Raw genomic sequence first — 13599 nt, forward strand, 5'->3', positions numbered from 1 at the left:
ATCAACCAAATTAATAGGAAGGTTTATTGTGAAGGGCTAATAGTATAAGAAGCTATAAGCACCAAAAATAAATCTAATAAAACGGTTGATGAAGAAAGTACAAGAGGAAAAATGTATATTGCTGTTTTATCAGAAGACCTAACAAGTCCAATTAAATTTATAGTAAATACTATTAAAGATATGTACAAAAAGACCGTTACATGATTCACCCAAAAATTTGTTGCCGGATCGACACCTGTACTCGATATAATATTAAATATAAATAAACTAAAAGCGTCTACAAACAAAAACAAAGCAAACAAAATAGACCAAATAGCTGACAAGAGGAAATTAAAAAAAGAAAATTTCATAGTTTTTCACCCCTTTTTTATGTATTGATCAGGCTAACGTAAACGATACGTGAAGTTACAAGTTTTTAAGATAATATTAATATGGATCGCTCGCTTTTGCTTCCTATTGTAAACGCTAGAATAAAGTTGACAGTTTTCGCTTGATAGGATTTTACACTTTTGCTCTATCAACCTAATACTTTAGTAAAATAGTTGGTGACGTTATTTTACTGGGGGTTAGGATTTTGGAGGAGAAATTAGTGTTGTATTTAAAAATTAAGGACCTATACAAACGGAAGTTTAAAGTAGCACAAATCGCTAAGGAGCTTAAGATCTCAAGACCAACTGTCTATAAATATTTAGAGATGACTTTTGATGAAGCAAAAGCTTATACAGAACTGCCTATTGGGAAAAAAAAGAAATTAGACAGCTACAAAGACTGGATCCTTGCCTGGTTAGAAGAATACCCTCACTTGAGTGCTGCACAAATACATGATTGGCTTCTAGAGAGATACCCGAACCTGGCGGTCGGTGGAAGTACGGTGAGATCATATGTTAAAGATATCAGGGAATTCTACCAGATTGAGAGGAAGGTAACGGTTCGCCAATACGAAGCAATACCTGAACAACCAATGGGGAAACAACTTCAGGTAGACTGGGGTGAAACAAAACAGAAGACAACGGAGAGCAAAGAGATCAAGTTGTATTTCATTGCGTTTGTCCTCGCTCACTCCAGACAGAAGTATATGGAATGGCAAACAAGGCCATTTACCACGAGAGATGCGATCCGATGTCATGAAAATGCATTTCAATTCTATGGAGGATGTCCAGAAGAAATCGTATACGATCAGGATCACTTAATTACAGTGAGTGAAAATGCAGGACAGCTGCTTTTAACAGCTGAGTTTCAAAGTTATGTGAATGAACGTAAGTTTAAGGTTCATTTGTGCAGAAGAGCTGATCCGGAGTCTAAAGGTATGATTGAAAATGTAGTGAAGTACATAAAAGGTAACTTCGCAGACAGTCGAGTGTTCAGTGATATAGAGGATTGGAATCAGCGGGGGCTACAATGGCTAATGCGTACCGGAAATTATCAAGTTCATCAGACAACGAAAAAAAGACCAGCTGAAGTGTTTCTCGTCGAAAAGCAACACTTAAAGCCAGTCTCTTCCCTACTTTCATTTGAAAGTACCAATAATCAAAGTATAACAAGAAGTGTGAGCAAGGACAATACAATCCGGTATAAGTCCAATCGATATTCCGTCCCTCTCGGGACTTATCAAACAAATGCTGATAACCATGTTTTGATTGAAGTTACAGGTGAAGAACCACCGACGCTCGTGATTCGAAAAGAAGCAGAAAGTGAAATCATTGCGGAACACGTTATCAGCTTAGAAAAAGGGAAACTCATTCAAAATCGCAATCATATCCGTGATCGATCCAAAGGTGTTGAAGAGTTTAAACGACGTTTGATCTCCTTTTTTGAAAATAAAACACAGGCATCTGGTTACTTTGATGAGATCAGCCAAAGATACCCAAGGTATCGTCGAGACCAGTTTGCGATCATTCATCAGGTCATCAAACAGTATCCAACGGTAATCGAGACCGTATTGACCAAGTGTATGAGAGAAAAGCTGTTTAGTGCAAATGACTTTCGTGATATGGCCAAGCACATTAATAGATTGCCTCATGAGCCGGTAAAAGAGGCAAAATCCTTTTATACCTATCCCGCAAAATATAGTCACATCAAGACCTCTACCCGTTCTATAAATGCTTATACCAGCATTTTAGGAGGTCTATCATGATGAAGAAGACCGTGAATGAATTACAAGATCAATTTCGTCAGTTACGTCTATCAGAAACTGCGGAGGAGCTTCCACAGCTTCTTCGCGAAGCTGAAAAATCTTCATGGACCTACTTAGAATTCTTAGAATCTATTACGCGATATGAACTAGCAAAACGGGAAGCCAAAAGCTTTGAAAAAAGAATGAAATGGGCACGATTCCCTTTCGTGAAGTCCTTAGATGAGTTTGAACTGAATGGTCAAAACGTGCTGACTGCCCGCCAGCTAACACAACTCAGAGAATTAAGCTGGCTGGAACAGCAGTATAACCTAATTATTCTTGGGCCACCTGGCATTGGGAAAACGTACATCGCAATTGGACTGGGTCTCGAAGCTGTTTCCAGAGGATTCAACGTTTACTTCGCTACAATGGGTGAGCTTGTACAGCTCTTAAAGACGGAAGAATATCTGAACAAATCAAAGGTACAACTGAAACGAATGAGAAACGCTGACCTTGTGATTATTGATGATTTGATGTACATGGCGATGGATCAGCGAGAGGCAAATCTGTTTTTCCATTTGATTAACCATTTATACGAACGAAGTTCGATCATCTTAACCTCAAATAAAAGTCCAGAGGAATGGGGGAATATGATTGGTGATCAGGGGATTACGACAGCGATTTTAGATCGTTTACTCCATCGTGTGGAAGTTATACAGGGCGGAGAGAATGAGGAAAGTTATCGTATGAAAAACAGAAAAAGCATCTTTTAAGCAGAAGTGTAAAAGGGAAACGAGCAAAAAGTGTAAAATTCAACTTGACGTCTACACCTATTCTAGAGTAAGCAAAAGTTAATCCTGTGGTAACTATTGCTAATCCATTTACTAATCATTTTACTCACAAAGACAGGGTGTTCCCACTACAACTCATGTGAAGACTCATTTACATCCACCACCTGAGTTGTTAAAGTGATGTAGTAATCGTTTTGTTTCTTTTTCCTGTAAACATTTAATTGCTCTGGTAAAGTGCTTCTCATTATGCTGAGGATATTTATTGTCGGATTTCCAAGTTAGTTTAACTTTTGTTTCTCCCCAATTCACGTACATTGTTGTCATATATACTCCCCCTAACCTTTTCAATTAAATGGCCCTATACTGAAGGACGCGTTATTCGATAAACGTTAGCAATAGGTAAGCGTTTGATGTTATCTCCGGCTTTTCCCCTGCTCCACACCGAACGTGCTAGTTTCCCAGCATTCGGCGCTCCATCTAACGATATGTACTAGATTATAAGTTCCTTGTTACTCTTCGAGACGGGATGATTCAATTTGATCCAGCTCACATACCTTTCGGTATTGGTTGATCTTCTCGAGCTTAAATTGATTAACCCCTAACTTGTAGAGGAGAAACTTAATCCTTTTAGCATCCTTCATATGAATTAATTGATGAACATCTTCATGGAGGATTCGAAGGTTACGGAACTGGTCGCTTCCTCCAAGATGTTTCGGTATGTAATGGTGACAATGGACATTATAGGAGTACAAGTATTGTCCTGTAATTTCACATTTCCCCATCTTCATACTGTATCGACTAATCCTGTTATCCAAGTATTCAACACTTCGATTTGGTAGGGTAGCCTTCATTAAGAAACTAACTTCCTTTTGAATATCGGGTCGCAGTTTCTTATACAAGTTTTCCCTACCCTTCTTTGTATAAAGCGAAAGCTTTGGACTGAAGTTCATAGTATTGACCGTTTTAACACCGCCAATGGGAAAAAGATACATATCTCTTATTCTAAACGTTTTCGTCCCTAAGCTAAAAAGCTTTTTATAAATCGGGGGTGGATTAAATGGATGCTCCTGTTTTCCAACTGGTCGAAGACGGTTATACAGGAATGGTTTAAGATCGAATGCAAGACGTGAGAACTCCAGGTTTACATGTGTCGCTCGGTTGAAGTAGTGATGGATTCCTAAAACAAAACTATTATAACGGTGTACATTTTCGGCGGTTGGAGAAGCCTTCATTCTTCGAATGAGTTTTTTGGCTTCCTGTTTCATTTTTTCTCTTTTTGAAGAAATGATGCCTGTATGTGCCACCCGTTTCTTACCCTTTTTATTCGCACGAATAGTGAAACCTAAGAACTCAGATTCTCGTTTTCTCAAGTTTACAATTTGAGATTTCTCAGGAGAGATGTCCAGCTTTAAGCGCTCTTTTAAGTAAAGTCGTACCGCATGGTACCACCGTTGAGCAATCTTTCCATCTCGACATAGGATTTTGAAATCATCGGCGTACCTAACCAAGTATCCCTCTTTCAAATTTGTTCGTTTTCTAGCCTGCCTTTTAGAATCATCAGAACTGTATGATTTGGTAAGAGGAAATACCTCCCATTGGCCTGCAACCCATTGGTCCAGGTCATTTAAAACCACGTTTGATAGTAGAGGGGATAAAATTCCACCTTGCGGGGATCCTTTCTCTGGTACGCCTTCTCCATCAATTTCTGACTTTATCATTTTCGAGATACAAGTAAGAACCTTGCGGTCATGAATACCCATATTCCAAAGCTGTTTATTTAACAATGAGTGATTTACATTATCAAAGAAGCTCTTAATATCTATATCAACCACAAAATGAAATTGCGCTTGATTAATCAAGTATTGTATCCTAGCCATAGCATGATGAGCAGACCGGAGAGGTCTGAACCCGTAGCTATGCTTGAAAAACTGAGATTCTACAATAGGTTCGAGAACTTGTTTGAAACATTGTTGGATGATTCTATCCAAGATACATGGAATCCCAAGAGGTCTCCATTTACCATTTTCTTTTTCAGTCCATTCTCTGCGAACTTTCTTCGGGTGATAATTTCTTAGTTTGGTCCGTACTTCTGTAACGAGTTCATTTTCTGATAGTTCTTTCATGTCGTCGATGGTTTTCCCATCGGTACCTGGTGTTTTAGAACCTTTATTGGTTTTTATCATGCGAAAAGCGAGGAGGATGTTTTCTCTTGATATGATGGTGTCATAGAGATGAGAAAATACTTGTACTCGGCTCGCTTTTTCGTATAGTTCTGTAAATGTCTCCGTCATATTGTAATAATCCCAGTTTCGTAACGTTGGCACTGTGGCATCCCTCCTTATGGAGTAATGTTCCCACGTTCCTACCCGATCGGTGCCATTCACATTAGGAAAATAATCGTTTCATTCATTAGACTTGGGGTTGTTCCTCCACTCCCGTTACAGGAGGTTCATCAGTCATACCCCTACCCTCACAAGGATAAATGCTTTTCAGCATAACTTTATAGCAAACGTTTCGGGTGACAGCCCTTGATTCAACGTTCCTTGCTTTCCAAGTCCCTTACAACGTAGCTATCCTTACTAACATAGGTGCTTCCTTTAAGCCTGTGAGCTAGATACCGCCATGGTTCGGTATAGCGTCTTTCAGAGGGCGCAATTTTACTCCACACCACTCACCCCATCGTGAGATGGGACATAAGTTTCCTTATGTTCGAATCTTTAGACCCTTACATTCGGAAGTTCGTCAGTTCCTATTTCAAAGAACTATTCTCACCTTATCCAGTTTTTCAGCCGTGCGGCATATCCGTTAGCATACCTTTTCATAAGAATGGCTTCAGCCTTCGTTCTGCCGAATCCACCTGTGCTTCATACCCTAAGACCTGTCAGCCTTAACGCATGCAGGAGTATTGACGGGATGGTTTCAGGAAACATGGTTCCGTCATTCCCATCCTCCGTTGCAAAGTTGAAATTTTAAATGCTTAAAACTTCCTGTATTTTCACGCTGAAAAGCGTTTATAACAGAACTTGTCGCGCGCGCCCGTTTACCGAATAAGGATTGAATTCTAATTGGCTCCCTACTAGGAGAATTTATTATATTACATACTGTCCCAGAGCCAATAAAATTAGAATAACAGAGATTACAGTTACAGGAATTATCCACTTCCTTATTAGTAAGAAAATAAATTCGACTGCCGAAACCCCTGCTATAACTAAAATTAAGGTGATATAACTTGTTTCTGTACTTTCGGCAATACTCATTGCTAATGATAAACCAAATAACGTTCCGATCGTTAAGAAAGGTAATACCCATAAAAAAGTCTTACGTGTATACTCCAGATTATCCACTCAATCAACTCCTAGTCATAATTCAAAGCCTATAAACAACTCTTTCAAATTTCCACCATTTGAGCAATAGCTTACTCAACAATTATGTCCCTGTATATAAATAACGAGCGCATTTCTTACTTTAGAATTGCGCCCGAGTATGGAATATCCACACTTGAAATTTAAAAGCCGTTTTGCAATTAAAACGTCTATTTTCTCAACCTTGATTTTTGTTACATCAACCAATTTACAGTTTCGTAATTACCAGTTCACTACTCCCCAAATAACAAAAATTAAGCCAATAAGTATTGTTATGTATCCTACCGCTTTTAAATTGATTCTATTTCTCTTGGAACCTATGAATATTAGAATCAAACTTTCAATTAAAAAAAGGATTCCCACGATAAATTTAAAAATCGTTTATACCCCCATACATTTAAACTTGGACTATATAAAATGCTAATAAAGTGATTTTCTTCTAGAAAATCACCTAATAATGAGAAATTTATTTATGAAAAAAATATATATCTACTATAAGGCTCATTGCTATTAAAGCAAAAGAAGTCAAACTATCTTGGTTAGTGTTATCAATATAATATCCATCATCATTTAGTAGGTTCTCTTTAATGGTTGTCGATACCAATGAACGTCTTTTGATAGTTGATATTTGTTTATTAGTTCTACAATCAATTACGGAGAAGTCAGTTGCACCATATACTCCGACAGCTTTGATTAAGTTATTTTCGTTTACATCAATTACATTCATCAAGGGTGACTTTATTTTTATAGTGGGTTTTATGGTTGCCATATGCTCACCATTACTAGAGAAAAGTAAAAAATCTTTATAAAAACCCTTCTCTTTTTTTATAGTTCCTAACACCTTTGCCTTATTATCCATAACATTTAATTCTAAACTGGTTACACTAAAAAGAGTTATCAGATTTAATAACTGATTCACTATGTTTTTGGTAGATTCAAGAGTCTCTTCTATTGTTCCAATCATCTTATTAGTAGAAGTTAGAGAATAAATTCTCCCTTGACTTTTAAGGTACGTATCTTTCTTTAGATATATTTCATTATATTTCTCAAACATTATAGAACCTCCAATAAATCCACTCATTCATAATATTACGAATGACTGGATTTGAAAGTTTCAGTGCAAAATTATTTTAACCTTTATTCCGGAAATGCGCCCCTTTTCATGAAGACTTGATTTCAAGATAACCTTAAAAGACAACAATACTGATCTTCCACTATTGCCCCCTTATATGAAAAAAGCAAAGCACTATTATTAGACTTGCTTTTCGATTGTCCTTTGTGATTAGTCATTTGTGTATTATTTCAACTTTTTCGATATCCAAATAAGTATTACACCAACTAAAAGTGCTGAAGACGGAATAATAATAAATAACCCACCAGCCAAAAGTGAAGCTACTAAATAGCATAGACTTACGACTACTATAAACCAGCCAATTACAAAGGAAAAACTTGAAACTATATCATTGAAATGTTTCATAAAACTTATCTCCTCAAAATCGTACAATACTAGACAAACGCGCACCTTATGTGGAAGACTCGATGCCAAGATAAATTATCTAAAAATGTGTGCCAAGCTTTATTAGCTGGTGTTCTTTAATAAAGACTCAGCATATATAAGTTTACTCATTTGACTGTATAATTTTTAACCGGTCATAATCCATATTAATATCAAAAAACATTCTTTCCTAAGAAATAAAAAAGAGAGCTTTATGTTCTTTTTCCATCTTCCCGTCCTTACCGTGGGTTTTAATATGGATCAGTAATTTACTATTCCATCCCCCTAGTATAGACTCTTTATATGCATTGACTTGCTTTATCGTATAGCTATAATTTTTATCCTGTAGATGAATTCCAGAAACCACTAGATCCGTTACTGCCCCCGATATGTTTTCACCGTTAAAATTTGCATCACCACTGCTCACTGCTAAAACCTTATCTACAAATTCATCGCCTTTCTTTAACATAGTTTCGTCTGAAATCCGACCATAGAGTAATAGTTATAGTCCCAATTATGCTGATTACTACAAGAATAAAAATCACGCTAGAAATTAGGAAGATGCGTTGACGTTTTAGAATTATCTTCGTCTCCTTTCCATCAAAACAACATACAAAAGCAGTTTTTTACCCTCCAAATGACCAACCATATAGGAAGTAAAAAAGCAGAAATACATAAACAATCCCTATTGACAACGTAATTATAGGAGTAGTCTTATTTTTTCCGCTTTCTTTTTGAATCCCTATAATTCCAAACATAATCCCTAATAAAGCTGTAAATGGAGTAATCTGAATAAACCTTACAATAGCACCAAATCCATTAACAGTAGCTGATATTATAAAAAACACAAGTTGAACGAAAAATATAACTATCATGAATGCTGATAATTTACCTGATATTGTTTTTGGGATTCCTAACCCCTCCCCATAATAAGTGGAATCTAAATATAGTCATAATTTTAACATATTATCCCAATTAAAACGCATTATTTAGCGTATTTATACTATTTTAAATTAAACCTTATTCAACAAACTGGCCCTTAAATGTAAAATGAGCGCTGAACCTTATTACAGAATCGCGCCCTCGTATATTATTATTAGTCAGATTTCTTCTGGCTTTTAATCCTCTATACCTTTATCAAAAGGTATAATGGGGATAAATCAGATAGAGGTTGTCGTTCTGCGCCCTTGAAGCATTGTCTTCGTGTTAAAGACTGACACCTCTTTCTTTATAGAACTATTCGTATGAGCTGGATGGTACGTAGTTGCCGTATATCGAACGAGGTTGAGTATCTATAAAGTTAAGAGGATTCCTTCCATCTGATTAATTTTATATGGGTGGTATAGTTTATGATTTATCTTGGAATTGATATTGGAAAACGTCATCACGAAGCTGGACTGATCAATGAAAAAGGGGATTCTATCGGAAAGACATTACGCTTTGCCAATACGAAAAAAGGCAGCGAAAAGCTTCTTAATTTCCTAAATCAACACCAGGTTACACCTGAAGACTGTGCTTGTGGTATGGAAGCCACAGGTCACTATTGGTTATCTCTCTTTTCTTTCCTTCATCAACTTGGATTTAAAGTGACAGCTTTTAATCCTATGCAGTCTGATGCACTACGCAATTTTTATATTCGCAAGACCAAAACGGATATTAAAGATGCGTACTTAATTGCTCAGGTTATTCGAATTGACTCTCCAGAAGCGACTCCTTTTGTTCGAGAAGACCTACTTGAACTCAGACACCTCGAGAGGCTTCGTTATGCCTTGGTAGATCAAAGCTCAGATGTTAAACGTAAAATCATCGCTTTATTAGATCAGGTTTTTCCTGAATATGAAAAAGTGTTTTCTGATGTTTTCGGGCTATCTTCCACAGAAATTTTACTAAACTATACATTACCAGAAGATCTTTTAGACATTGATACTGACAAGCTGGCAGATGTCCTTTACCGTGTCAGTAAAGGACGGTACGGGGTTACAAGAGCTCGGTGGAAAGCTGAACACTTGAAAGAAAGTGCCAAAAATACCTTTGGTATTTCAATAGGCACAGATGCATTTAAAATGCAGATCCATCTTTTACTGGAACAAATAGCTCTTTTTGAAAAACAATTGGCTCAAATAGAAATAGAGTTAAGTGAGCTCTCGAATCGGCAACATCATTATTTAACCACCATAACAGGTGTGAGTGATGTCACAGCGGCAGTGATTTTAGGTGAAATTGGTTCCATTGATCGCTTCGAGCAACCAAAACAATTAGTCGCCTTTGCAGGCCTGGATGCTTCTGTACACCAATCCGGTGAATTTAGAAGCTCTAATACGAAGCTTTCAAAAAGAGGTTCACCTTATCTTAGACGTGCTATATGGCAAGCAGCCTTCGTGGCTAGCTTTAATGATCCTGCCCTATCCCTTTATTATCAAAAGTTACGAGAACGTGGAAAAGCTCACGGTACTGCAGTAGGAGCCATAGCTCGTAAATTAACACACATCATATTTGCAATTTTGAGAGATCAAAAGCCTTATGTACCTCGTCCTCAAACAAACGATGATTAATAACCGTTTATTGCAATTTTAATAATTAGAAGGGTAAGGTTTATTTGGCATGCCAAATTTTTTACAGTGAATTTATAAAAGAATCATTTAATTAGTTACTTGACATTTTATAGCTGGTCTTTTCAAGAAGACTTGATTTCAAGATAAAATGAATAACGATTATCCGCTTATGCCCCCTTTTACAGAAGACTCAATTTTAAAATAAGTCTTCTATTGCCCTGACTAAGACAAAAGTAAAGAAAGGGTGACTACCTCTAATTAGATAATCGCCCCTATTCTTAGAATATTTAATTCTTAACTAAATTAGAAAAAACATCTTCTAGTTCAGCTAAGTCATTGATTACTATATCTGCTTGTGTAAGCTCGTCTTCTTTGGCAAAATCAAATTTACAACCTATAGAAATTAATTCATTATCTTTAGCTGCATTAATATCTGATAATCTGTCCCCGACAACAACGGCATTGTCGATATTATATTTATTAATAATTTCTCGGACTAAATCTGATTTATTTAAAGAGTCAATCTGTTGGATACTAAAAGTCTCGGTAATCCATTCATCCAAGCTATAATAATTAACAATTGCTTTTAAGTATTCGGTTAGCCCATTACTTGCTATATAAATAGAATAATTCTTCTCTGTAAAATAGGTGAAGACACGCACTACGTTAGGATATAGATCACCTTTACCACTACTTATATTCTCAACTAACCTTTCTAAAAAATATGAATCTGTTAATTCTCTAACTTCAAGAGAATGTTTAGGCAATAATGCCTCCCATACTTGCGGTAAGGGGACACCCATAATTTCTCGATATTTTTCGATAGGTGTTTCTGTCTCCCATTCACCAATAGACCTTAAGTAATTAAAAGTATCATCCAATGACAATTCTAGGATTTTTTCAGTTTGAAATAGTGTTCCATCCATATCAAAAATTAATGCCTTTGACATTACTTTCTCTCCCTTATTATCAACTCTTACTTGTTATGTTTAAAAGTGAATTATAGAACGAACCATAAGCATTATATCTGAGGAAAAAAGATTGTATTTAAATTCAAACAACCTCTTCAAGAAATTAGATTACTAAAAAGAAGTGACCACATTCATAATTCTTTAGATGTAATAAGTCACCATACTTCCGTTGCCATTTCCCACTTTCTAGATCTTCTCGTAGCCTATTAAGACAACTACTTACCGTTTTAGAATTACCTTTAGCGAGAGATGACGTTCCATTTTTAAAGCTCTCCTCAAAATATAATTCGGGATTATTCCATCCAGAGAAGAAAAATTGATCTTCTAAATCATTGGGTAATGCAAATGGTTTAACCTCTACAGGGCCCCTAACTTCTTCTAGCAAATTGGAGAGAGTATGTATAGGTGGATGAATATTATACGCTTCTTCTAATATTGGACTGAAATATTCAAACAACCAAAAATCATCGGCACACAACCGTGGATCTAAAGTGAAAATAATAATTTTTCCATTATCTCTTAATACTCTTTTCATTTCACTAAAAGCTAATCTTAAATCTTTAAAATGGTGGGACGCTAGAGTACAAACAATGCCATCTACTGACTTATTAGGAATTGGAATATCCTCAGCTATTCCTTCTTTCCACGTTAAATTCTGATGGTCTTCACCTTGATTTCTCATAACTTCTGAAGGCTCCATAGCAATTACAGAATACCCTCTTTCTGCCAGCTTACAACTATAATTTCCTGTCCCAGCTCCAATGTCCAATATTGTTGCAGGTGTTTTTACATTAAGTTCTTCGACAATTCTTTGAGTAATCCGTGGATCTGCCCTTCTAGTACTATTATAGGTTTTACCTATATTGTTATAAATTGGGTTAGTGCACAATATATTCAACTCCTTAAATTAATCAACATCACTTTAACATACAATTGGTTAAAATTATTTCGAATTTCAATAACTTTCAACCTTTCATGGTATTTATCTCGAAATCAAACCTTCCACAATCCTGACCATTTAACTTAACACCAACTATTTCAAATTTCCATATTTTCCACAAGAAGTTACCCAATTATATGGCCTTAATCATGAAAAAAGCGCAAATCCTTTATTCTGGAAATACGTCCTTTTCCGGAATAAATATTCACGCTATGGTAGATGCATAATTAAGTATTTCTTGATATAGTTCGTGCCAATCGTGGTAATAATTACTAACCTCCATAGGGTCTATAAAAAGTCTTTCCGATGCTTCATATTCCCCTTCAAAGCTATGTATTTTCTCAACATCCATACGATAAAACAACTGATACCCAACCTTTGGATAGGAACTATTTTCATTCCAATTTGGGTTTTCATTATGGTCTACTACAATATATCCAAGTATATGACATTTACCTTCAACGTAGCCTTCTTCCATAGCTTCACGTTTAAAACCTTCTACTGGGGTTTCATTTAATTCAATGTGACCTCCTGGAAAGTCCCATCCCCTATGATTTAGGTTAACCAATAGCAACTTATTCTTGTAAAAACAAAATCCGTGAACACTTGTAATTAGATTATATTGTGGACATTGTTTTTCAGGCTTCCAAGTTAATTTAACTTTTGCTTCTCCCCATTTTACATAGGTTGTTGTCATATACGTGCTCCTCTCACTTATTCAATTAAATGGCCCAACAACCAATAATGAGCGTATTTCTTATTCCGTTCTCGCACCCGTTAATTTAACAGTTTAGTAAGAAGGATTTCGTCGTGAATTGGGATACCATCATTACTAGGTCGGGAATTTCAGGTTTTAGTTTTCTTGCCTCAACAACAGCACCTCTATAAAGTTCTGTTAAATAATAACCTCGTTTTTGATAAAACTTTAGTGAATATAAATTATCGTTCGTGGTAATCAGCTTTACCATATTGCAGCCTTCTTCTTTTGCCGCCTGTTCCGCCTTTTGAAGTAAAGATGACCCAATCCCTTTACCTTCTTCAATGCTATCTAAGGAAATTATTTCACACTCATTCGAGACAATAACATATGTTATGTAACCAACTATTACTTCTTTTTCATTCAATACCGCAAATCCTTTTAATTTTGTACAATCAAATATTCCACTTGAAATAACCATTTCTGGGCTTCCCCAATGCTCGATAAAAAAATCACTAATCTTGTTTTCTTGTAATTGGTTGGCTAATATAATTCGCATTTTCTTTCCCCTTCTTGCTTAATTATTCTACCTCAAAAAACGCACGTTCAAAGAATATACCTAATTTGTTATTCCATTAAATGGCCCTATACTGCAGGACGCGTTATTCGATAAACGCG

At 36.1% G+C, this 13599-nt stretch carries 13 protein-coding genes and 1 pseudogene; 3 read left to right on the forward strand and 11 right to left on the reverse strand.

The annotated features are described in order from the left end of the window. Nucleotides 1-23: 23 nt before the first annotated feature. Nucleotides 24-350: a hypothetical protein gene (locus MUO15_RS04815; RefSeq protein ID WP_245033931.1), complete on the reverse strand. Its 327-nt coding sequence runs from the start codon at nucleotides 348-350 to the stop codon at nucleotides 24-26. 239 nt (nucleotides 351-589) lie between these two features. Between MUO15_RS04815 and istA the strand changes: the two genes are divergently transcribed. Together istA and istB are read left to right on the forward strand one after the other, a co-directional pair. Further along, on the forward strand, nucleotides 590-2134 hold the full coding sequence (istA, locus tag MUO15_RS04820; protein ID WP_245035852.1) for an IS21 family transposase: 1545 nt from the start codon (nucleotides 590-592) through the stop codon (nucleotides 2132-2134). Next, on the forward strand, nucleotides 2134-2886 hold the full coding sequence (gene istB, locus MUO15_RS04825; protein ID WP_245035853.1) for an IS21-like element helper ATPase IstB: 753 nt from the start codon (nucleotides 2134-2136) through the stop codon (nucleotides 2884-2886). Before istA ends, istB begins: the two co-directional genes overlap by 1 nt. Before the next feature lie 165 nt (nucleotides 2887-3051). Here the strand turns inward: istB and MUO15_RS04830 are convergent, their stop codons facing one another. The 6 genes from MUO15_RS04830 to MUO15_RS04855 all read right to left on the reverse strand — a co-directional run bounded on the left by MUO15_RS04830 (nucleotide 3052) and on the right by MUO15_RS04855 (nucleotide 8230). After that, a complete protein-coding gene (locus tag MUO15_RS04830) occupies nucleotides 3052-3228 on the reverse strand; it encodes a hypothetical protein (protein ID WP_245033932.1) in 177 nt (58 codons plus the stop codon). A gap of 185 nt (nucleotides 3229-3413) precedes the next feature. After that, nucleotides 3414-5228, reverse strand: coding sequence for a group II intron reverse transcriptase/maturase (ltrA, locus tag MUO15_RS04835; RefSeq protein ID WP_245033934.1), 1815 nt, complete (start codon nucleotides 5226-5228; stop codon nucleotides 3414-3416). A 765-nt stretch (nucleotides 5229-5993) separates the two neighbouring features. Continuing rightward, the gene (locus tag MUO15_RS04840) at nucleotides 5994-6248 is read right to left on the reverse strand and encodes a hypothetical protein (RefSeq protein ID WP_245033936.1); all 255 of its coding nucleotides are present in this window, start codon (nucleotides 6246-6248) and stop codon (nucleotides 5994-5996) included. A gap of 484 nt (nucleotides 6249-6732) precedes the next feature. Beyond that, nucleotides 6733-7320, reverse strand: a complete 588-nt coding sequence (locus tag MUO15_RS04845) for a hypothetical protein (RefSeq protein WP_245033938.1) — start codon at nucleotides 7318-7320, stop codon at nucleotides 6733-6735. Between the two features lie 243 nt (nucleotides 7321-7563). After that, on the reverse strand, nucleotides 7564-7743 hold the full coding sequence (locus tag MUO15_RS04850; RefSeq protein ID WP_245033940.1) for a hypothetical protein: 180 nt from the start codon (nucleotides 7741-7743) through the stop codon (nucleotides 7564-7566). Nucleotides 7744-7951: 208 nt separating this feature from the next. Next, nucleotides 7952-8230, reverse strand: coding sequence for a hypothetical protein (locus MUO15_RS04855; RefSeq protein WP_245033942.1), 279 nt, complete (start codon nucleotides 8228-8230; stop codon nucleotides 7952-7954). A gap of 880 nt (nucleotides 8231-9110) precedes the next feature. Between MUO15_RS04855 and MUO15_RS04860 the strand changes: the two genes are divergently transcribed. Beyond that, on the forward strand, nucleotides 9111-10313 hold the full coding sequence (locus tag MUO15_RS04860) for an IS110 family RNA-guided transposase (RefSeq protein ID WP_245033944.1): 1203 nt from the start codon (nucleotides 9111-9113) through the stop codon (nucleotides 10311-10313). Nucleotides 10314-10600: 287 nt separating this feature from the next. On the opposite strand, the pseudogene MUO15_RS04865 reads toward MUO15_RS04860, so the two are convergent. The 4 genes and pseudogenes from MUO15_RS04865 to MUO15_RS04880 form a co-directional block, all read right to left on the reverse strand. Next, nucleotides 10601-11281: pseudogene (locus MUO15_RS04865) on the reverse strand (HAD family hydrolase); the annotation flags it as partial. Between the two features lie 106 nt (nucleotides 11282-11387). Continuing rightward, nucleotides 11388-12173, reverse strand: coding sequence for a class I SAM-dependent methyltransferase (locus MUO15_RS04870; protein WP_245033948.1), 786 nt, complete (start codon nucleotides 12171-12173; stop codon nucleotides 11388-11390). 256 nt (nucleotides 12174-12429) lie between these two features. Then, a complete protein-coding gene (locus tag MUO15_RS04875; RefSeq protein WP_245033950.1) occupies nucleotides 12430-12921 on the reverse strand; it encodes an NUDIX domain-containing protein in 492 nt (163 codons plus the stop codon). Between the two features lie 85 nt (nucleotides 12922-13006). Next, complete coding sequence (locus tag MUO15_RS04880) at nucleotides 13007-13480, reverse strand: GNAT family N-acetyltransferase (protein ID WP_318036192.1); 474 nt, start codon at nucleotides 13478-13480, stop codon at nucleotides 13007-13009. Nucleotides 13481-13599 lie beyond the last annotated feature (119 nt).

Origin of the sequence: Halobacillus amylolyticus (assembly GCF_022921115.1) — a bacterium.
GTDB classification, from domain to species: Bacteria; Bacillota; Bacilli; order Bacillales; family Halobacillaceae; genus Halobacillus_A; species Halobacillus_A amylolyticus.

Excerpts from the sequence above, each read along its gene's own strand:
- MUO15_RS04815 (WP_245033931.1), bottom strand. The coding sequence starts at position 350 with ATGAAATTTTCTTTTTTTAATTTCCTCTTGTCAGCTATTTGGTCTATT.
- istB (WP_245035853.1), top strand. The coding sequence starts at position 2,134 with ATGAAGAAGACCGTGAATGAATTACAAGATCAATTTCGTCAGTTACGT.
- MUO15_RS04830 (WP_245033932.1), bottom strand. The coding sequence starts at position 3,228 with ATGACAACAATGTACGTGAATTGGGGAGAAACAAAAGTTAAACTAACT.
- MUO15_RS04845 (WP_245033938.1), bottom strand. The coding sequence starts at position 7,320 with ATGTTTGAGAAATATAATGAAATATATCTAAAGAAAGATACGTACCTT.
- MUO15_RS04850 (WP_245033940.1), bottom strand. The coding sequence starts at position 7,743 with ATGAAACATTTCAATGATATAGTTTCAAGTTTTTCCTTTGTAATTGGC.
- MUO15_RS04855 (WP_245033942.1), bottom strand. The coding sequence starts at position 8,230 with ATGTTAAAGAAAGGCGATGAATTTGTAGATAAGGTTTTAGCAGTGAGC.
- MUO15_RS04860 (WP_245033944.1), top strand. The coding sequence starts at position 9,111 with ATGATTTATCTTGGAATTGATATTGGAAAACGTCATCACGAAGCTGGA.
- MUO15_RS04875 (WP_245033950.1), bottom strand. The coding sequence starts at position 12,921 with ATGACAACAACCTATGTAAAATGGGGAGAAGCAAAAGTTAAATTAACT.
- MUO15_RS04880 (WP_318036192.1), bottom strand. The coding sequence starts at position 13,480 with ATGCGAATTATATTAGCCAACCAATTACAAGAAAACAAGATTAGTGAT.